General features: G+C 34.9%; 16 protein-coding genes. 11 read left to right on the top strand and 5 right to left on the bottom strand.

Going from position 1 to position 21,435, the window contains the following annotated elements; translation table 11 throughout:
• Window positions 1-29 precede the first annotated feature (29 nt).
• The gene (locus DMB68_RS18835; protein WP_110348186.1) at window positions 30-977 is read left to right on the top strand and encodes a bestrophin family protein; all 948 of its coding nucleotides are present in this window, start codon (window positions 30-32) and stop codon (window positions 975-977) included.
• 86 nt (window positions 978-1,063) lie between these two features.
• Here the strand turns inward: DMB68_RS18835 and DMB68_RS18830 are convergent, their stop codons facing one another.
• Window positions 1,064-2,488: an aminotransferase-like domain-containing protein gene (locus DMB68_RS18830; RefSeq protein ID WP_110348185.1), complete on the bottom strand. Its 1,425-nt coding sequence runs from the start codon at window positions 2,486-2,488 to the stop codon at window positions 1,064-1,066.
• A gap of 98 nt (window positions 2,489-2,586) precedes the next feature.
• Here DMB68_RS18830 and DMB68_RS18825 point away from each other — a divergent pair, with 98 nt between their 5' ends.
• The 4 genes from DMB68_RS18825 (at window position 2,587) to DMB68_RS18810 (ending at window position 7,583) form a co-directional block, all read left to right on the top strand.
• Complete coding sequence (locus DMB68_RS18825) at window positions 2,587-3,498, top strand: EamA family transporter (RefSeq protein ID WP_110348184.1); 912 nt, start codon at window positions 2,587-2,589, stop codon at window positions 3,496-3,498.
• Between the two features lie 99 nt (window positions 3,499-3,597).
• A complete protein-coding gene (locus tag DMB68_RS18820; protein ID WP_110348183.1) occupies window positions 3,598-4,452 on the top strand; it encodes a DMT family transporter in 855 nt (284 codons plus the stop codon).
• A gap of 462 nt (window positions 4,453-4,914) precedes the next feature.
• Window positions 4,915-6,201: a Glu/Leu/Phe/Val family dehydrogenase gene (locus tag DMB68_RS18815; protein WP_231131690.1), complete on the top strand. Its 1,287-nt coding sequence runs from the start codon at window positions 4,915-4,917 to the stop codon at window positions 6,199-6,201.
• A gap of 158 nt (window positions 6,202-6,359) precedes the next feature.
• Window positions 6,360-7,583 carry a sterol desaturase family protein gene (locus DMB68_RS18810; protein WP_110348182.1) on the top strand — a complete coding sequence of 408 codons (1,224 nt, stop codon included), beginning with the start codon at window positions 6,360-6,362 and terminating at the stop codon, window positions 7,581-7,583.
• An 89-nt stretch (window positions 7,584-7,672) separates the two neighbouring features.
• Here DMB68_RS18810 and DMB68_RS18805 read toward each other — a convergent pair whose 3' ends face one another.
• Window positions 7,673-9,271: a DUF6377 domain-containing protein gene (locus DMB68_RS18805; protein WP_110348181.1), complete on the bottom strand. Its 1,599-nt coding sequence runs from the start codon at window positions 9,269-9,271 to the stop codon at window positions 7,673-7,675.
• A 463-nt stretch (window positions 9,272-9,734) separates the two neighbouring features.
• On the opposite strand from DMB68_RS18805, the gene DMB68_RS18800 reads away from it, so the two are divergent.
• From DMB68_RS18800 to DMB68_RS18775, 6 genes are all read left to right on the top strand, one after another.
• Window positions 9,735-10,259, top strand: coding sequence for a DUF5004 domain-containing protein (locus DMB68_RS18800; protein ID WP_110348180.1), 525 nt, complete (start codon window positions 9,735-9,737; stop codon window positions 10,257-10,259).
• 9 nt (window positions 10,260-10,268) lie between these two features.
• Window positions 10,269-11,351 (top strand): hypothetical protein, encoded by a 1,083-nt coding sequence (locus tag DMB68_RS18795; RefSeq protein ID WP_110348179.1) that lies wholly within the window; start codon window positions 10,269-10,271, stop codon window positions 11,349-11,351.
• A gap of 27 nt (window positions 11,352-11,378) precedes the next feature.
• A complete protein-coding gene (locus tag DMB68_RS18790) occupies window positions 11,379-14,396 on the top strand; it encodes a SusC/RagA family TonB-linked outer membrane protein (protein ID WP_110348178.1) in 3,018 nt (1,005 codons plus the stop codon).
• Window positions 14,397-14,421: 25 nt separating this feature from the next.
• Window positions 14,422-15,933, top strand: a complete 1,512-nt coding sequence (locus DMB68_RS18785; protein ID WP_110348177.1) for a RagB/SusD family nutrient uptake outer membrane protein — start codon at window positions 14,422-14,424, stop codon at window positions 15,931-15,933.
• A 338-nt stretch (window positions 15,934-16,271) separates the two neighbouring features.
• A complete protein-coding gene (locus tag DMB68_RS18780; protein WP_110348176.1) occupies window positions 16,272-17,516 on the top strand; it encodes a glycoside hydrolase family 71/99-like protein in 1,245 nt (414 codons plus the stop codon).
• 26 nt (window positions 17,517-17,542) lie between these two features.
• Entirely contained in the window at window positions 17,543-19,567 is a 2,025-nt protein-coding gene (locus tag DMB68_RS18775; protein ID WP_110348175.1) for a glycoside hydrolase family 97 protein, read from the top strand.
• Between the two features lie 103 nt (window positions 19,568-19,670).
• Here the strand turns inward: DMB68_RS18775 and DMB68_RS18770 are convergent, their stop codons facing one another.
• The 3 genes from DMB68_RS18770 to DMB68_RS18760 form a co-directional block, all read right to left on the bottom strand.
• A complete protein-coding gene (locus tag DMB68_RS18770) occupies window positions 19,671-20,105 on the bottom strand; it encodes a DUF6526 family protein (protein ID WP_110348174.1) in 435 nt (144 codons plus the stop codon).
• Window positions 20,106-20,183: 78 nt separating this feature from the next.
• Window positions 20,184-20,771, bottom strand: coding sequence for a DUF4142 domain-containing protein (locus DMB68_RS18765; protein ID WP_110348173.1), 588 nt, complete (start codon window positions 20,769-20,771; stop codon window positions 20,184-20,186).
• 88 nt (window positions 20,772-20,859) lie between these two features.
• Window positions 20,860-21,354, bottom strand: coding sequence for a DNA-deoxyinosine glycosylase (locus DMB68_RS18760; protein WP_110348172.1), 495 nt, complete (start codon window positions 21,352-21,354; stop codon window positions 20,860-20,862).
• Window positions 21,355-21,435 lie beyond the last annotated feature (81 nt).

Raw genomic sequence — 21,435 nt, 5'->3', positions numbered from 1 at the left:
AGACTTAAAATTAATTTAAAACCGAAAATATGTTATTAAAGAAAAGAATACCAATGAAGTACGTTCTCGGGAAAATTAAAGTAGAAATTATTCTCGTATTGGCTTACACCATATTATTTGAAATTTTTCATCATTATTTTATTAATCTTCCGGTTGATATTCCAATAGCGATTCCAACAATGATAGGAACGATTATTTCCTTATTATTAGCTTTCAAGTCGAATCAGGCTTATGACAGATGGTGGGAAGCCCGAATCGTCTGGGGAGCAGTTGTAAACGATTCCAGGACATTGATTCGTCAGGTTTTGACATTTTACAAAGATCCGGATTTTTCTGTTGAAGCAAGTGAATTCAAAGAGAATTTTGCGAAAAGACAAATTGCATGGTGTTATAGTTTAGGTCAGGCACTTCGAAACAAAGATGCTATAAAACCTCTGACAGGTTTGATGAGTGAAGAAGAAATAAAATACATCAAAAATCATCAAAACGTTCCAAACGCTATTTTGATGCTGCATGCACGTGATCTCAGGAATGCTAAAAATGAGAAGCGTATCAACATGTATCAACAGGTAGAAATTGACAATACACTTTCGAGATTATGTGATGAAATGGGGAAATGTGAGCGAATTAAAAACACCATTTTTCCAACTACATATAGTTTGTATATTCGATTAACACTGTGTTTATTTGTTTTTCTGCTTCCTTTTGGGCTGACAAGTGTTTTAAGCTGGTTTGCGATCCCATTGATTACAGCTATTGCGGCTGCTTTCTTTTTGATCGAAAGAATGGCGATTCATTTGCAGGATCCTTTCGAAAACAGAGCTACAGATACACCTGTTACCACTATTGCAAATACAATCGAAAAAAATATTAAGCAAATGCTGAATGAGTATCAAAGCGAATTTGATATTCTTAAAGAGTTTGATTTAGAAAACGAACCGAAAAAAGTGGACAGCAACGCTTATTTTGTTTTATAAATTAAAATTAATTTTGGTCTTTTAACTGTTGGCCGGACAGTAAGTAGTTGTACTGTCCGGTTTTTTATATTTAAAATAAATGTAATTTATAAAGTTTGCTGAGCCAATTTGCCTAATGTTTGTATGGAATGTCGTAATTCATTGGTCCAGGGTAAACCAAAACTCAGGCGCATGCAATTTGAAAACTGATCCTGAAAAGAAAAAATTCGTCCCGGAGCAATACTTATATTATGTTTCATCGCCAAATGATAAAATTCGGCAGTATCAATTCTTTTGTCAAGTTCAATCCAAAGAAAAAAACCACCCTGAGGCTGACTTACTTTTGTCCCTTTAGGGAAAGATTCTAAAATGGTGTTGATATAATTATTGCAGTTATGATTCAGGATCTGTCGAATCTTCCGAAGATGATTTTCATATCTGCCGTTTTTCAAAAAATCTCCAACAACTTCATGGGTTATGGTAGGAGAGGAGATAGTATGATATAATTTTGTCCGTAAAATTTCTTTTTTAAATTTCCCCGGAACAACCCAGCCCACCCGATAACCTGGCGCCAAAGTTTTAGAAACGGAGCTGCAGCACATCACAATTCCGCTTTGATCATACGTTTTGCAGTTTGTTGGCCTGGCTGATCCAAAGTACAAATCACCGTGAATATCATCTTCTATAAGCGGAATATTGTGTAACTCCATTAAGCGAACGGTTTCTGCCTTATGCTCATTAGGCATCATACTCCCTGAGGGATTACTGAAATTACTCATCAATACGCAAGCTTTTATTTTTTTGGTGGAAATGGCTTTTTTCAAGGCTTCCAGTTCGATTCCGGTGGTGATGTTGGTTGGTAATTCCATTACATGCAGGCCCAATGATTTGGCCAGCTGCAATACACCAAAATAAACAGGACTTTCTGTAATAATTGTATCGCCTGGTTTTGTTACAGCCATCAAGCAATACGAAATTGCGCTCACACAGCCGGGAGTCGTGATAATATCATCTTCAGTTAAAGTGCCGCCCCAGTTAAATGACCAACGGGCTACTTCTTTTCTAAGATTAACATTGCCCTGCATTTCTTCATAACTGGTTCCGCTATTTGGCAGTTGGCGCATCGCCTGAATCATTCCTTTATTCAGTTTGGCTATCGGGAGAAGTTCATTCGAAGGAAAACCCAGCGAAAGCATGGTAACAGTGGTACTGGTCATATTTCCGTAAACCATATCGATTAGATCTTCACGGTCAATATTTTGAGTGGTCAGAGTAGGAGAGCTGGGCGTTGGCTCAGGAGCAATCCTTGCCGAAATATTGCTTACATAATAACCGGATTGCGGTCTTGATTCAATTAGAGACCGGCTTTCAATTTCGTAATAAGCTTTGCTTACCGTACTCATGCTGTAGCCAGTTTCAGCGCAGACTTCCCTGATTGAAGGCAATTTGTCTCCAACGTTTAAAAGCCCCGATTTTATTTGTTTTTCAATAACATCGGCAAACTGTAAATAGAGATAATTTGAATTTTTCATAAAAAAAACTGTTCTGCTGCAATTTACAAAAACTGTATCTGTATTGCTGTTTTATTTTTAAGAAATTTGCCTTATCAGTTTTACACCAATAAAATATAATGAAAACTACAAAATATTACCTCGCTGCCATTACCGCTTATACTGTTTGGGGATTTTTTAGCCTTGTGCTAAAACCAATACACGAATATGCCTCACTTGATATTTTATTCTATCGTGTTTTTAGCTGCAGTGTTTTAATGTTGCTTATTGCTTTTTTATTTAAACGAAAAAATATTAATGAAACAATAGAAGTTTTCAGAGGCTTATCTCCTTCTAAAAAAAGAACTACCATTTTACTGAATATAGGCGGAAGCTTTTTTCTAATGGCAAACTGGTTTACTTTTATTTATGTAATGAACCATGTTACTGTAAAAGCGACCTCTCTGGCTTATCTGGTTTGCCCTATTTTAACCACTTTGCTGGCATATTTTATCCTGCATGAAAAATTAAGTAAGACACAATGGCTGGCAGTTGGATTAAGTATCTCGGGGTGTTTGTTGTTATCGTATGCAGACATTATGGATATGTTTTTCAGCATCATTATCGGATTTACTTATGCCTGTTATTTAGTGAGTCAGCGTGTTAACAAAGGTTTTGACAAGTTTATTATCCTGACAATTCATATATCTTTGGCCGCATTGGTTTTGTTGCCTTTTTACCCGGTATATCGCGGTCAGGTGCCTACAGATTTCACTTTTTATTTTTGCATTGAAACCATAGCCATATTTTTTACCATAATACCATTGTTCTTAAATCTGTACGCATTGGGCGGAATCAATTCTTCAACAGTAGGAATGTTACTGAATATTAATCCTATGATTGCCTTTGGACTGGCTTGTTTTGTTTATAAGGAGAAAATCACACCGTTGCAGATTCTGGCATACAGTGTTATTTTTCTTGCTGTGCTGGTTTTTAACTCACATCATATTTTTGCTAAAAAGCAAAAGGACATAGTTGCAATCAAAAACTAAAAGATATAAAGCATTAAATATCTGCCTGGAAGATTCATTAATCTATCCGGGCTTTTTTTTGAACGGTTTTTAAGTACTATTTTTGCAATAAAAAAGCATATGTTGTTTCTGATTTTAAGTATTATTTGTAGTGTAGCTGTAGGTGTAATTTTTAAAATAACTCGTAATTACAATTGCAGTCCCATTCAGATAATAACTTTTAATTATGTTTTTGCCCTCTTGTTTTCTTATTTGACTTTTAGTCCGGATCTGGCTGAGGTTTCAAAAAACGATCCATGGAATATTTATGCAGCTGTAGGGGTTTTGCTTCCGGTTGTTTTTGTGTTTTTGGCAGCTTCAATCAAGCATATGGGAATTGTAAAAACAGATGCAGCGCAGCGATTATCACTTTTTATCCCGATTTTGGCGGCGTGGTTTATTTTTAAGGAAGAATTTAACTTTTATAAAGTAATTGGACTTGTGATTGGCTTTTTAGCGCTTTTATTTATTTTGAGAAAACCTTCCGAAAACAAACAGAATAAGTGGATTTATCCTGCGATTGTTTTATTTGGTTTTGGAGTAATCGATATTCTTTTTAAACAAATTGCACTTTACAGTACGCTGCCATATACAACTTCCTTATTTTTAGTTTTTAATATTGCTTTAGTTGTCTCTTTATTTATTATGATCTATGATGCTGTTTCGAAAAAAGTAAAACCGGAACTTAAAAATATCCTTTTTGGAGGATTGGTTGGATTATTTAATTTCGGAAATATATTGTTTTATCTTAAGGCACATCAGTCATTTTCAGAAAATCCATCCACTGTTTTTGCCGGAATGAATATGGGGGTTATTGTTTTAGGAAGCCTGGTTGGAGTACTTTTTTTCAAAGAAAAATTGTCCAAAATCAACTTTTTAGGAATTATTTTAGCCGTATTTTCGATTGTTTTTATTGTTTATTCTCAAATTAGATAAATTTTATTGATTGGTAATGTCTTAATTTACAGGTTGTTTTTAAATATTTTCTCTTTTTTTAAAAATAACTCTACCAATTCTATAGAATTTATAAAATATATTTATAAATTTGCCATAACAATGAGAAACTATAGTCTAAATATGATGTCTTTCAATTGCAGCTTCACGATGTGCTGTATGTTGAATCATGTCTTGGAATGGCGTTAATAGAAAGTACTTGTTATTTTTTTTTTTTAGCCTTTCATGCCCATGAAAGGCTTTTTTTAGGAATTGATATAAAATACAGATATGAGACCAAATAAATACATTAATACGCTGATGCAATGCTGTCTGATAAAAATCCCATGTTGCAGCTATAGTAATTAGGTACAGAAAAATGTGAAAAATCTTTTGTAATAAACAGAAGACCTTAAAATATAAAATTTCAAAATCAATTGAATAAAAATCTTAAAACTAAAAATTATGAGCCTAGAAATAATTAAACAGAATCCTTTTCAGTCAATGATTGATCGTTTTAATATCGCAGCCGATATTTTAAATCTTGATGAATCTATCAGACAGAAATTGCAAAAACCAGAGAAACAAATTGTAGTCAATTTTTCTATTACACTTGATAATGGTAAAATTCAAAATTTTGAAGGGTATCGTGTTATTCACAATACTGCGTTAGGGCCATCAAAAGGGGGAATTCGTTATGATACGGCTGTAAATCTTGATGAGGTAAAAGCACTGGCTGCCTGGATGACATGGAAATCTGCTGTAACCGGAATTCCGTTTGGAGGAGCAAAAGGCGGCATTATTTGCGATCCAAGAGAACATTCAAAAACAGAATTAGAGAAAATTACAAGGGCCTACACAAAATCATTATCGGATATTTTTGGTCCTGAAAAAGATGTCCCTGCACCGGACATGGGAACAGGTCCTGACGAAATGGGCTGGCTGATGGATGAATTTTCTTTGGTTCACGGCAAAACAATTCATGCTGTTGTTACTGGGAAACACCTGCATTCAGGAGGTTCATTGGGAAGGGTAGAAGCGACAGGAAGAGGAGTAAGCATTATTACGCTTTTGGCGCTTCAAAAATTAAAATTGAGACCGGCAAGATCTTCAGTGGCAATTCAGGGATTTGGAAATGTTGGACTGCATTCGGCATTGTTTTTATATGAAAAGGGATTAAAAGTCGTTGCTGTAAGCGATGTATCTGAAGCTTTTTACAATCCTGAGGGACTTAATATTCCGGAATTGATTTTGTATTATAACCTGAACAATAAGAGTATCAAAGGATATCCAAATTCGGTAGCAATCAAACATGAAGAATTATTGCTTTTGGATGTTGATGTATTGATTCCGGCAGCAAAAGAAGATGTTATTACACAAAAAAATGCCGCCGACATTAAGGCTAAAATAATTGTAGAAGGGGCAAACGGCCCTGTTTCTTCAGATGCTGATAAAATTCTTCATGATAATAATGTTTTGGTTGTTCCGGATATTCTGGCCAATGCGGGAGGAGTAACAGTATCTTATTTTGAATGGCTTCAGAACTCACTTTTGGAATCCTGGAGAATCCATCAAATAAACAAGAAACTGGAAGATATTTTAGAAAAAGGCTTTGAGACTGTTTTCAGAATTGCGACAAAACACAATGTGACGCCTCGTATTGCTGCTTATGTTATCGCTTTGCAAAAAGTAGCTGATACACAAGCTGTAAAAGATGTAGCATTGGAAGCTGTAAAATTCAAACAGAATTAAAAATGTATCGGGAACAGTTTTTAGTGATATTTTTTCTGTTTTCGATACAATTTTCTACCGAAAATTACTCGAACTGGCGAAAAATCATCATCAAAACTAATTACACCTAAAAGTGTTAATAGAAATAAGTTGTTTATAGTCAAAAAATAATTTTTAAAATGGAACATATTAATTTTCTTGCGTTCGCAATGCCTGCGTTTTTCATTTTTTTGTTTTTGGAATATAAGCTGATTCAGCGTAAAAAAAAGCCGGAGATTTTTAATTACGAAAGTTCAGTTTCGAACATTAGTATTGGTATTGCAGAAAGACTGATCAATCTTTTTATTGCTGCAAGTTTTTATCAGTTGTATTATTTTATTTATAACAACTACAGGTTGTTCGATATTCCGAGCAATGCTTTTATCTGGTTTGCTTTAATCCTTGCAACTGATTTTGTCTGGTATTGGTATCACAGACTTGGTCATGAAGTTAATTTTTTCTGGGCAGCACATATTGTGCATCACCATAGCGAAGAATTTAATTTTACTGCTGCAGCCAGAATTACGACTTTTCAGGCCATTATACGTACTGGTTTTTGGTGTGTTCTTCCGTTTGCAGGGTTTCATCCGACGATGGTGATTACGATGCTGATTGTTCACGGTGCCTATTCGTTTTTTACGCATACACAGCTAATCGGTAAAATAAAATGGGTGGAATATGTTTTTGTAACGCCTTCAATTCATGGAGTACACCACGCATCTGACGAAAAATATTTAGATAAAAATTACGGAGATATGTTTACTTTTTGGGACCGTATTTTTGGTACTTTTCAAGAGGAGGAAGAGAAACCAAAATACGGTTTAACCCATCCGTTAAAAAGCTACAGTTTTATGTGGCAGCATACTCATTATTATTTTGAAATTTATGAATTATGGAAACGTTCTAAAGGTTTTAAAGCCAAATGGAACGCTGTTTTTGGAAGTCCTGCCGATATGGATCAGGATATTAGGCCAATATTAGAAAAAAGATTTTTACAGGATAAAAGCAACCCGCATCAAAGGCTCAGATTTCGGAATTATCTTTATATCCAATTAGGAGTCTGTACTTTAGTCCTAACTGTTTTTACTTATTATTTTGAGCTTTTAAACCTTTTGGATAAAGTTTTTGTTCTGTCTTTTATCCTGATCACACTGATAAATTGCGGTGCTTTATTAGAACAGAGAAAATGGATGTATTATCTCGAATATGGACGAATTTTTATTGTGACAACCTACTTTTTATACGAAGAAGATTTAATCACATTTTTGTTTGTTCCACTGGTCATTATGATTTTTGCTGAACAAATGTTTTCACTTAGTAAACATTATCAGAATGTGGTTTTACAGTTAGAAGCTTCTGAATAAAAGAATATAGAATAAAGAGCAAAGAAAAAAGAAAGCGACATCTAAAAAGTGTCGCTTTCTTTTTTGTCTTTTAATTTGTGTCTAAACTTTCAAATCGTCTTAATCGCCATAATTTTCTCTTCAAAAGTATCTTTGAAGTTTGATTTGCTTTTGATTCTGGTTTTATACGTGTAAATGGTAGCCACAGAAAGTTCCAGAAATTCTGCCATCTGACTGCTGTCCTGAATTCCCAGTCGGTACAAAGCAAAAATGCGTAATTCGGTATTTAAAAGTTCTCCTTTTTTTACAATACATTTATGATCAGTTGGAAATAAATTATTGAAATCTGTTACAAAAGTTGGGAATAACTTCAGGAAGATTTCATCAAACTGATGGAAGAGATTTTCACGTTCTTCCTTTACATTATAACGTTTTAAACTCGCAATCACTTCATCTGTTTTTTTGGTAATAATTTTATGAAGTGTACTCTTCTGGATATGATCAATTTTATTAATGAAAGCTGATGTTGCTTTGATAAAATAGGTGATGTATTCTTCCTTTATTATGTTTGCTTCACTTAAACTTACATTCATTTCCTGCAGTTGGGCATATGAAGAAGCCATTATTTTTCGGGCTTTATTTCTTTCTTTTAATTGTTTGAAAATAATTACCGAAAACAAAATGATAATCAGTGTCAGGATTGTCAACAGAATAATAATTTTCTCAAGTTTATCATTTTTCTCTTTTACATTATTCAGCTGTGCTTTTTCAATAATAGGTAATATTAACGAAATTTCAATTTTTCGATGTCTGGCATTGTAAAAAGTAGCATCATCCATCGCAATATTGATATATTCATTGGCTTTGTCCAAATAACCCATTTTAAAGAGTTCGTTAGCAAGATTCCTTAGTGCAACAGTTTCTTTTGTAGCATTTTTAACATCAGCAATAGCGGCAAGTGCGAGATAATGAATGGCCTTTTTTGTGTAACCTCTTTCAGAATAAATATAACCGAGGCTCGAAGTAGCGATTCCGTAATAATCCGGCGGTAAATTGTAGTTGTTGATCCAATAGCTAAAAGCAAATTCGGCACCACGCCAATCCTGTTGTTTCAGACGTTTTAAGCTTTCTGCAGCCCAATATTCATTGCTGTTTGTACCAATCAATTCTAAAGCCTTTTTAAGGAAATGATTCCCTTGCTGTACATAATGAATATTAAAACGGTGGTCTTTATTATAATCGGCTAAATCATAGTAGGCACGGGCTTTTATAGCATAATATTCGAATTTATTTTTTTGATCAAGTTTTTGATCCTGAACAACATTCAAAGTATCAATGGCTTCCTTAAATAATCCAGATGAAAGCAATACAAAACCTTCTTTAATTCGGCTTTTAGCCAAATATTTAGGATCTTTTAAGGCAATAGCTTTAATTTTTGCTTCTTCCAGATAATAATAAGCGGAGTCGTATTTAAAAGATTTGTACTCCTCAAATAATGACATGTAAGAGTTATACAATTGTTCATTATTCTGATTTAAAGTAAATTTTGATATATCTTTTTTTAAAACACCAATTCTTTGATATTTCTTTTTCAGATAAACTTCTTTTTTAAGAAGCACTTTATCTAACTCTTCCAAAACAGGATTTGTCTCTTTTGCAGTTAAAGAAAAGCCCGCTATGAAAAAATACAAAATCAATATTTTTCGCATGGTTATGTTTTTGGTTTAGGAGGTAAAATAATTCAGTTAAAGCTAATTCGTTTTGTTTGAAATAAGTCTGAAAGTTGATTATAAGCATTTAGAATTTTCACAGCTTTCGTCAAAAAACAGAAGAAATTCTGTATGAATCACTTGTAAATGTTAAAAATAGACTAATTGCCTGCAATTATACAATAAAAACCAATTAAAAATAAGTATAATAAAAAAATTACTGCTTTTAATTTAAATATTGTCATTATAACCATTATAAAATGGCTGATTTTAATCTAAACAGCATCTCGATTTTTATAAATACATTTATTTTTTAAGTGATTGATTTGTAGTGTTTTGAAATAAATAATATCTGAATTTTATCTTGATTTTTATCAGACATTTTTTTTGAAAATTATTTTACCTGTAGCTTCGCTCTGTTCTTTAAGGGAACGAAAAAACTAACAAAACAAACCACAAATTTATGAAACGTAAAAGTATTTATGGGTTAGCTGTTGTGATGTATTTAATGACCATTGGTTGTGATAATACAGAAGACGGAAACTATGTTGATCCGATTACCCTTTATGAGAAAGTAAACGGCAATTGGGGATTAGCAAATTTGAAAATGGTTGATGATTTTGCAAAAGCAAATAAGATCGAACCAAGCGAGCAAAACCTGAGCACGTATTTTAACTACGAAGATTTTAAAATCAAATTCAACGTAGATGAAAAAATGAATCCAACAAGTTATGAAGTCCTGGGAGATGTTCCTCCCTTGTTTGCACCAACAGGATTTTGGGAATTAAGTTCAGATTTTCAGCCAACGAATGCAAGCGGCCCGGTACGAATTTATTTGTACAGCGATGCACAGAAAACTCAAAAAACAGATGAACTCAGACTGACATCAGTTCCGGGAAACAATGATGAAATGGAACTTCAATTAGTGCATTCTTCAGGCGGAAGTGCATTTGTATCTTATGTATTCAAATTAAATGCTATTAATTAAAAAAGGATTATGAAAAAAATTATATATACAATTTTACTTGCCCTTTTGATGGTTCCTAATTTTGTTCAGGCACAGGAAAATGCGGGAGCTGTAGGACCAATGTCATCATTTCCTGTCGTATACAAATATGATGAACAGGTTACCTGGTATTTTGACCTTTCAGGCACGACTTTTTTAGAAAATGAAGACCTTTACATCTGGATCTGGTCACCATCAGAACCGGATGCGGGCAATTGGGAAAACTCTTCTGATTTTGCAAAATTACATTATGAAGGAGATAAAATCTGGAGTTTTACGTTAACCCCAACGGCTTATTTTTCTAAAACACCTGAAGAAATTGCAGCAAGTGCAGGATTTTGGTTTCGTTTAAAAAACAAAAACGGATCGAAACAAAGTGACGTAGCAAATCTGACTTACACTGATTTCTCTTCCTTTTATACAGCAAATGAAGTAATCAAATCTTATCCTTCAAAACCTACAATTGACAAACCGGTTAGTATTTTATTCAATTCAAATTTAAAAGCAGGTTTTACAGGTGTTCCAAGTGTACATTTTCACAGCGGTTTAAATGATTGGGCTGTTCTACAGGAATATCAGGCGTGGATTCCGGAAGTTTCTGAAAAAACAAAACTGAAAGACTTAGGAAATGGTTTTTACAGAATGGATTTAATTCCGCAGGAATACTACAATACAGAACCTGGATTTGTTATGGAAAATATTACGTTCCTGATGGTAGCAAAAGACTGGACGACTAATTCAGGCGATCAGATTTTATATGCTGGTGAGTTTATTCCGCCGCCACCGCCGGTATTTGGATTTTTTCCTTTACAAATCAGCCAAAAGGACTTTCTGGGCATGTACAGAAAAAACAACGAATCGGGCGTAAACAAATTAATTTACAAAATTACAGCCGGTAGTAAAACAATCGAAGGTGAGATTTCAGGAACAACATCAGAGATTAAAGGATTTGTCAATCTGGTTTCTGAGCTTAAGGGAATTCCGAATTTAAGTGAGATTCATGTTTTGGTAAAAGATAATAAGGATAAAACCATCTCAGATACTTCGATTCCGCTAAAAACTTTAGACAAATAATCACTATCAAACCAAACACCAATTCTAATGACTAGTAAAAATAAAAAAATAGTCCTGCATCAAATGTGGACTACTAAATCGGTGGTATTCATGATTTTCATGCTTTTCCTTTCGGCAGGAATATTTGCGCAGGGAAAAAAGAAAGTATCAGGTACCGTTTATGACAACACAGGAAGTGTTTTGCCGGGAGCTTCGGTAATTGAGACTGGAACAAAAAATGCGACCTCTACAGATTTTGACGGAAAATTTACGCTGGATGTAGCCGTAGGAGGTGCAATCGAAGTGTCTTTTATAGGATCAACAACTCAAAAGATTCAGATTAATGCCAATACTTCAAATATTGATGTCCGTTTGCAAAATGATGGTTATCAATTGGCTGAAGTTCAGGTTGTGGCCGTTGGTTACGGAACTCAGAAAAAATCAGATTTAACCGGAGCTATTTCAACGGTTACCGCTGATGATTTGGTTAAAGGGACAATTTCTTCTACAGAACAGGTCTTACAGGGAAAAGTAGCGGGTCTTAACATCATTCGACCTTCAGGAGATCCGGCTGCAGGTTCTACATTGCGTCTGCGTGGAGGAACTTCATTAACGGCAAGCAACAGTCCGCTTATTGTAGTGGATGGAATTGCAGGAGTTGATATTAACATCGTTCAGCCTTCAGATATTAAATCTGTTGACGTCCTTAAAGATGCTTCGGCCACAGCCATCTATGGTTCAAGAGGAGCAAACGGAGTGATTATTATTACCACAAAATCAGGAACAAAAGGCGTTTCTGTTACTTATAGCGGCTTATCAAGTATGGGATATGTTGCCAATAATCTGGATCTTTTATCAGCGGATCAATGGAGGGGTTATGTGCGCCAGACCGGAAATATGGACGCTGTTGATTATGGAGGAAACACCAATTGGCAAAAAGAACTGGAACAAACTGCTATTTCACAATCTCATACATTGAGCATCAACTCAGGTAAAGCTGACAGCGGTTTCAGAATGTCACTTTCTTATTTAAAGAATGAAGGTGTAATTAAATCAACAGGTCTTGAAAGATTGAGCGGAAACATTAATGGATATCAATATTTGGGTGATAACAAAAATGTAAAATTTGATATGGGCTTATTTGCTAATATCGATAAATGGCATCCGCTGGATTACAGAATTTTTGAGCGTGCTTATAATTTGAACCCAACTATTCCGGTTTATGATGCGAATGGTGATTTTTCTTCTGTTGGAGGAAATATTTATGAAAATCCGGTTGAAATTTTAACCAACAGAACTGTAGATAATGAAAGACACAGGCTTTTGGGGTATTTTAAAACTGAAGTAAAATTTTTAAACGATTTTCAGGCTGTAGCGAATATTTCATTGGAGCATAATGCTGTACAGGGCAATACATACAAGCCTTCATATGCTGTTTTAGAAGGAAGAACAGAAGGTGGTTTTGCTCAAAAAACATACGCTGAATACACCAATGCACAAGGTGAATTATATGTAAATTATTCTAAAGTTATCGATAAACATAACTTCAGTGCTCTTGCAGGTTATTCTTATCTTGAAAATATTTACGAAGGTTTTGGTGCACAGCGAAGCGGCTTTGTAACAGATGCTTTTAGCTACAACAATTTAGGAGCAGGTTATAATTATCGTTTGGGTGATGTGTATTCATACAAAGGAAAATCGAATTTAGTTTCGTTTTATGCACGTGCGAATTATGGTTATGACGGAAAATATTTGCTTACTGCCACAGTAAGACGTGACGGTTCCAGCCGTTTTGGAGAAAATAATAAATGGGGAACTTTTCCATCGGCTTCTGCTGCATGGAGAATTTCTAACGAAGATTTTATGAGTTCTACTAAAGAGTGGCTGGGTAGTTTAAAACTAAGAGTTGGATATGGTGTTACAGGTAATCAGGATGGAATTGGCGAATACAAATCTCTTTCGATTTTAGGAGTTGGCAATGACAGCTACTACGATCCGGTTACTCAAACATGGAGTCTGGCTTATTCTCCAAAACAAAACCCGAACCCGGATTTGAAATGGGAATCTACAGAACAATTAAATATAGGTGTTGACTTTAGTCTGTTTAACAGAATTACAGGTTCATTCGAATGGTATTCTAAAATTACAAGCGATTTATTATATACGTATGAAGTGCCTCAGCCTCCTTATTTAGTGGGAACAATGCTGGCAAACGTTGGAGAAATGTCAAACAAAGGTGTTGAACTTACGTTGAATGCAGACATCATTAAAGGCGATAAATTTTCATGGGATGCGAATTTGACTTTAGGACATAACGTTCAAAAAATCGAAAAACTATCTAATACGACTTATGAAACTGATGTTATTTACAGCGGATCATTACACGGTTTAGCGGGTATGTCAGGACAATATTCCCAGATTATTGCCGAAGGATATCCTGTTGGAACATTCTGGGGTTTTCGAAGTGCCGGACTTGATACGGACGGAAAAATGTTATACTACAATGCTGCAGGAGACAAAGTTGCTGACAATGCTTTAGTTGATGCAGATAAAACAGATTTAGGTAATATTCAGCCTGATTTGACTTTGGGTATCGGAATGAATTTTACTTACGGAAAATTTGATCTTGGAATTTCAGGTTACGGAATGTTTGGTCAAAAAGCGCTGAACGCCACCAATATGATGCTTAACGATCCGAACAGATTACCGGCTTACAACGTTCCGGATGATTTTCTAACGAGTGGTATTACTTCGGCTCCAAAATATTCAAGTTACTGGATCGAGGATGCTTCTTTCTTCAGGTTGCAAACACTTTCAGTAGGATATACTTTGCCTTTGAATTATAAAGGTTCAAAATTGAGATTCTACGTTATGGGAGAAAATCTGGCTGTTTTTACCAAATATAAAGGTGTCGATCCTGAAATTGGTTTAAATGCACAGGACGGAATAAACCAAACCGGAGTAATGGATCTAACCGGATTAGCTGCTCCCGGAATTGACAGGTACAATAATTATCCTCGCCCAACAACAATTTCTGTTGGATTAAATTTTACGCTAAATAATTAAGCGAATTAACTCAAAAATATAAAAAATGAAAATCAAAATAACAGCAGCACTATTGATGAGCATGTTTTTGACGATATCATGTACAGATTTAAGTGAAGATTTGTATGATAGAGTAGAAGATGGAAATTTTGGAAATACTCCAAAAGAAATTGATGCGCTTGTAGGTGGAGCTTATTCTTCATTAAGAGGATTTGCAGACGGAATATCAAACAATTATCCAACTTGCGAGTATGTTTTCTTTTTAAATGAAACCGTTTCAGATGAAGCTACTATTCCGACAAGAGGGACAAACTGGTACGATGGCGGACAATATCAGGATGCGCAAAAACATACCTGGAAAGCAGACAACCGTATGATTCTTTCGGCCTGGCGTTACAACTACACCGGAATTGCGAAGATCAATTCGATTATTTATCAAATTGATAAATCGTCATTGACTGATCAGGCAAAAGCTCCCATTTATGCCGAATTAAAAGCTTTGAGAGCGTATTATTATTACAATCTTTTGGATTTATTCGGGAATGTGCCAATCGTAGTTAATTTTGAAGATACTGCTTTGCCATCCAATTCTACCAGAAAACAGGTTTATGATTTTGTAGAGAAAGAATTGCTGGACGCCATTCCATATCTGAATTCAAACATTGTATATTCTAAATTTACTAAAAATGTAGCCTATTCTTTATTGGCAAGATTGTATTTAAATTCAAAAGCTTTTATTGGAACTGCCCGTTGGCAGGACTGCATCGACATGTGTCAGAAAGTTACGGGGTACACTTTAGCACCGGATTTCTTTGTCAATTTCGCAACAGAAAATCAAAAGTCACCTGAAATTATTTTTGCAATTCCTTACGATCAAAAAGCAGGAACAGTAGGTAATTATATGAGTTCAATGTCTTGTCATTATCTTCATAAGTTAACCATTTCTCCAATAGGAGATTATCCTTGGAGTGCCAACGGAATGTGTGCTCAGCCAGGGGTTTATTCTGCTTTTGCAGATACAGATAAAAGAAAAAAATGTATGGTTGCCGGAGATCAGATCAATATTGCAACCGGACAGGTTATTATGATGGATAACGGAGAACCTCTGACCTATACTGAAGAAGTAACAAGTGTGGCCGATGCGAAGGAAAATCAAGGTGTACGTTTAGGAAAATACGAAATGAAAGCCGGAGAAATGTGGGAGCGTAGTCATGATTTAGTGGTAATTCGTTATGCAGAAATTTTAATGATGCAGGCAGAATGTTATGTTCGTTTAGGGGCTCCGGATCTGGCAAAACCTTTTGTTCAGCAGGTAACATTACGTGCAAATGCAGAATTGCCAACTGTAATCGATCTTCATTTTATCGATCAGGAATTGCTTAGAGAATTTACTTTTGAAGGCAGAAGAAGAACAGATAATATCCGTTTTGGAACATTCTTCGAGTCATGGTGGGAAAAAGGGGCAACTGAAGAATACAGAGCTATTTTTCCAATTCCAAGCACTGTTTTAACAACGAATAAAAACCTGAATCAGAATCCTGGGTATCCTGTAAATTAGGTTCTTAAATGTCAGTCTTCCATGTTGGTTAGTCGTGGAAGGCTAATATATATTATTGTGTTTGAAGCAGATTTCAAAAGACATTTAAAGGATAAAAAATTTCACGCAGATTTGGCAGATTAAGCAGATTTTTTATCTGTAAAATCTGCTCAAATCAATTTAGATCTGCATGAAATAATTTTGCCACAGATTAAAGGGTTTTTACAGATATAAGCAAGTAAATTAATCTGAGTAAAAAAATATCTGCTTAATCTGCAAAATCTGCGGGAGAAAATTTTAGATAAAGATCAAAGAATTAAAATCATGGCAAAAAATAAAGACGCAAATATTATTTAAATATGAAAAGATATATCACATTATTGTTTTTTGGGATTCTGAATATTTTGGTCGCCACAAGTTGCAGCAGCGATGACAAAGGTTCAGATAAACCCACAGAACCGGAAATAGTTGCACCTGTTGCGATTGAAAAAACAAACAGCACCAAAATTTATATGCATTATATGCCCTGGTTTGAAACCAATGAAAGCAGTGCCGATAAAAAATGGGGCTATCACTGGACAATGGCAAACAAAAATCCTAATGCCATTGGAGCAAACAACCGCAGGGAAATTGCTTCGCATTATTATCCGCTAATCGGACCTTACCATTCGGGAGATAAAAACGTGATAGAAAATCATTTATTATTGATGAAATATTCAGGAATAGATGGTGTTTTAATCGACTGGTACGGCACTTACGATGTGAATGATTACCGAATGGTAAAAGAAAATACAGAGCAATTAATTGGAATGTTAGACAAAGTTGGTTTAGAATACGCCATTGTTTATGAAGACAGGTTTTTAACCAATGTGGTAAATGCCGGAAAAGCAATTTCGGTAACCAGTGCGGCAAAAACAGATTTGGCATACCTGGAGAAAAATTACTTTACCGATGCCAATTATATTAAAATAAACAATAAACCTTTATTGCTGAATTTTGGTCCAGTAGTATTGCAAACGCCTGCCGAATGGACGAATGTTTTCAATACATTGACCACAAAACCAACTTTTCTGACGCTTTGGGACCATTCTGTAAAAGCAGGTACAAATGCTTCAGGAGAGTATGCATGGGTTTATAAAGACAATAGTTTCCTAACTAATTTTTACACGAATACAAAGCCAAAACTCTCTGTTGCCATGGGAAGTGCCTATCCGGGTTTCAAGGATTTTTATGCCGAAGGCGGAGGAGGGGCAGCCATAGGGTGGACAATTGAACACAACAACGGCGCTACACTGGATGCAACTCTTACATTGGCTAAAAACGCAAATCTAAATTACCTGCAATTGATTACCTGGAATGATTTTGGCGAAGGGACCATGTTTGAACCAACAGTAGAATTTGGGTACACTTATATCGAAAAAGTAAAAACGTTTGCCGGTGTAAAAAATACCGAGTCCGTTTTTTCTGAAATCAGCAAAATGTACAACTTTCGAATCGAAAAGAAAGGCAATACCGATGTTCAGAAAAAATTAGATCAGGCCTTTAATTATTTTGTTTCGATGCAGCCTGCAAAAGCAAAACAATTGATAAATGAAATTAAATAAAGAGTTGTAATTAATACAATTAAATAATGAAAAACATAAATTATAGATACTGTCTGATCCTTTTTGCGTTGATGTCGATTTACGCTTGCAGCTCTGGTACTAAAAAAACGTATAAAATCAGTTCACCCGGAAAAATTACAGAATTAATATTTGAATTAACACCTGCAGGTCAGCCTCAATACAGCTTTTTTTCAGATGGAAAATCAGTAATAGAGCCTTCTTTGATGGGATTTGAATTTCAGGAAATCAAAAAAATGACAGAAGGTTTTGAAGTGGTTTCCACCGAAGAAAAAACTTCCGATGAGACCTGGGAACAGCCTTGGGGTGAATTCAAAAAAGTGAGAGATCATCATAACGAACTGATTGTTCATCTGAAAGAATCATCCGGAGAAGAGCGTCTTGTTGATATTATTTTCAGGGTTTTTGATGATGGAGTAGGATTTCGCTATTTCTTTCCAAAACAGCCGAATTTAAATAAAGTAAAAATCTCTGATGAGGTAACGCAGTTTACTTTTAAATCAGAGAATGATGTCTGGTGGATTCCTGTACATCGTGAAAACAGCTATTATGAAAGTACGTACCGCAAAACGGCTGTTAGTAAAACAGACACTATAAACACGCCAGCTACTTTTGAAACCAAAGAAAAATTATTTGTGGCGATTCACGAAGCCAATCTAACCGATTTTGCTTCAATGACTTTGCTAAAAACAACGAATAAACAATACAAAAGCGAATTAGTGCCGTGGGCAGATGGTGTAAAAGTGTATGCAGAAACACCCTTTACAACACCGTGGAGAACAATTGTAGTAGGAAAAACACCTGGTGAAGTGGCTACTTCAACCATTATGCTGAATTTGAACGACCCTTCAAAAATAGAAGATCTTTCGTGGATTACGCCTTCAAAATATATTGGAATCTGGTGGGGCATGCATCTTGAAAAATTTACCTGGGGACAAGGACCAAAACATGGTGCGACTACCAAAAACACTAAAGAATATATTGATTTTGCTGCAAAAAATAATTTTGACGGCGTTCTTGTCGAAGGCTGGAACGAAGGCTGGAACGGCGACTGGACCGCTGACGGATCTGCGTTTAGTTTTGTAAAAGCCTATCCTGATTTTAATCTGGAAGAAATTACCAAATATGCCGCCATGAAAAATGTGCGACTAATTGGTCATCATGAAACTGCCGGAGCAACAAAAAACTATGAATCGCAGTTGGAAGAAGCTTTTAAACTGTATCAAAAAATGGGTGTGAACTCCGTTAAAACGGGTTATGTCAATAAATTTTTAGACAAAAAAGAATGGCATGACAGCCAGTATGGAGCGCGTCATTACCGAAAAGTGATTGAAACGGCTGCGAAATATCACATCATGATTGACAATCATGAACCTATGAAAGGAACCGGAATTCAGCGTACATACCCAAATTTTATGTCGCAGGAAGGCGGCAGAGGCCAGGAGTACAATGCATGGTCTGCTGATGGAGGAAACACACCGGAACATTTAACGACTTTGCCGTTTACCAGAATGCTATCCGGACCTTTTGATTACACTCCGGGGAATTTCAATTTTGACTATAAAACACCTTCGGGAGCGAGGGTTCAGACTACTCTGGCGAACCAATTGGCATTGTATGTGATTATTTTCAGTCCCTTGCAAATGGCTTCTGATCTGACTGAGAATTATGTGGGTAAACCTGAATTTCAGTTTATAAAAGACGTTCCGTGTACCTGGTCTGATACCAAAGTTCTGGATTCTAAAATTGGAGAATATACGACAATTACCCGTAAAGACTGGGAGGAGAAAAACTGGTATTTAGGATCGATTACAAACAAGGAGGCCAGAAACCTTAAAGTTGAATTGTCATTTCTGGATGCAGGAAAAGTATATGAAGCCGAAATTTATGCTGATGGAGCTGGGGCAAATTATAAAATAAATCCGTATCCGGTAACAATTTCTAAGCAAAAAGTAAACAGTAAAACAATTTTAGATATCAAACTCGCAGCTGGCGGTGGAACAGCTATAAAATTCTCTCCAGTCAAAAAATAAGTTAGTTGAGTTTTATTTTGAGTTAAGTTTAAGTAAGAAACCCGATATCTATAGCTTTAGATTATCGGGTTTGTTTGTTTTAAAAATTTGTGATAAATGTTTTTTATACTCTGTTGTAATCACCTTTCCAGTGTACAATTGCTTTTTTTATTGCATCACTGGAGAGATTTTCTGTGAGGGTACGTTCAATTAACGTTAAAAATTCAGAGTCGGGAGCAAAGCGTAATGCAAATAGCTGATCATCAGTGAATTTATACTCAATAGTTTCAAAGCGGGTTCCCGTAAGGACAAAATATCGATAGCGAAATTCTGTTTTAACAATTCTGTTTTGTAAAATCAAAGCATAATGCTGGCGAAGCATAAAAGCGAGACAAAAAAGAAATATAAAAATTACGGTTATGAAACCCCATAAAAGTTGGTCTGCAGTGGTAAACATAAAGTAAATCGCAGCGGCCATAAAGAGTATCAAAATCGGATAATATATAAAATGATGTGCCGGATAAAACCGTACATGATTGTTGTAAGATTGTGCTTTCATAATCATTTATTAATAAAATCTAAAAAAGCTACTCTAAGACAGAGTAGCTTTTAACCTAAAAAACCTAAGTAACCAATTTTATTTTTTATCTAAACTTTCCTTAAGCTGTTTTGCATGTTGAAGATGTGCAGTCAGGGAAGCAACATTTTTAGAAGCCCATGTTTTTATTTCTGCATCATTTGCATTTTCAGCAGCTTTAGTGAACTTGTCAATTGCTTTTTCGTGACCGTCAATCATCATATCGACAAACTTTTTATCAAAATCAAGACCTGTTTTTTCGTTTAGTTTGTTGTATTCCTCTTTTCCTTCTTCTGTAATCGAAGTTGGTAACGAGAAGTTTCTGCTGTCAGCAGCAGTTTTAACTTCTGAAGCTAATTTTGTATGCTCATCAACCAGCATTTTACCAAATTTTTTAACCTCCGGGTTTGTACTTTTTGTCTGGGCTAGTTTTCCAATTTCGATTTCAGCCAAATTGATTTCGGTTGCATCCACTAAAAATTCGGAATCATCTTCTTTAGAATCTATGCTGTCAAATTTAGCTTCGTTTTGATCTTCAGCGACTTCTTTTGTATCTTCTTGTTTTGTTTCATTTTTACAAGAATTTAAACTCAGTAACAGTATTCCGGTTCCTAAAACTACTTTGCTTACTAAAAGTATCTTTTTCATGATTTGTATATTTAAAATTTATTTAGGATAAAATTATTTAAACATATAAGTAAAAATATTACACTTAAAAGCGATAATCTTATATCATTCAAACTTTTAGTAATTTTCTGATAATCTTCCACTCATTTAATTTTGATTCGAATGTTTTGCTGGCATTCGCCGGACTTGTAGAAGGCAGAATTATGAACTCATAATTCGTATTTTTCAAGACAACATGCTTCTTAAAAAAGGCAGCTGCTTTTTGACCGTTGAAAATAATAGTTTTAATATGTGGATGCAGGTTTAAAAAATGTTCAAAATTATTTGAAATTTCATTTTTAATAGCGCTGTCCAGACTTCCAATTCTTTCACAAAATTGTAAAACATCCCATAAAGCAATACCGTTTTTTATTAAAAGTGCTTTCCTGATTTCATAATCATTGGAGAAATCTTCATTTAAAATTTCGAACATAAAACGCCAGAAATTATTTTGGGTATGGCCATAATATTGTTGTATTTCCAGCGATTTAGTGCCAGGCATGGTTCCTAAAATTAAAACAGTTGCATCAATTGAAGCGACAGGAGCAAAAGAAAAACTTTTCATATTTAAATGATTAAAATAAAGGATGTAGAAGAAATTATAAAACAATTCCTAAAAATTATATAACAGATTTTAAGGTGTTAT

Source organism: Flavobacterium hydrophilum (assembly GCF_003202405.1).
Taxonomy (GTDB): Bacteria; Bacteroidota; Bacteroidia; order Flavobacteriales; family Flavobacteriaceae; genus Flavobacterium; species Flavobacterium hydrophilum.
Note: the sequence above shows the minus strand (reverse complement) of the source record. Positions and strands in the feature narration are given on the sequence as shown.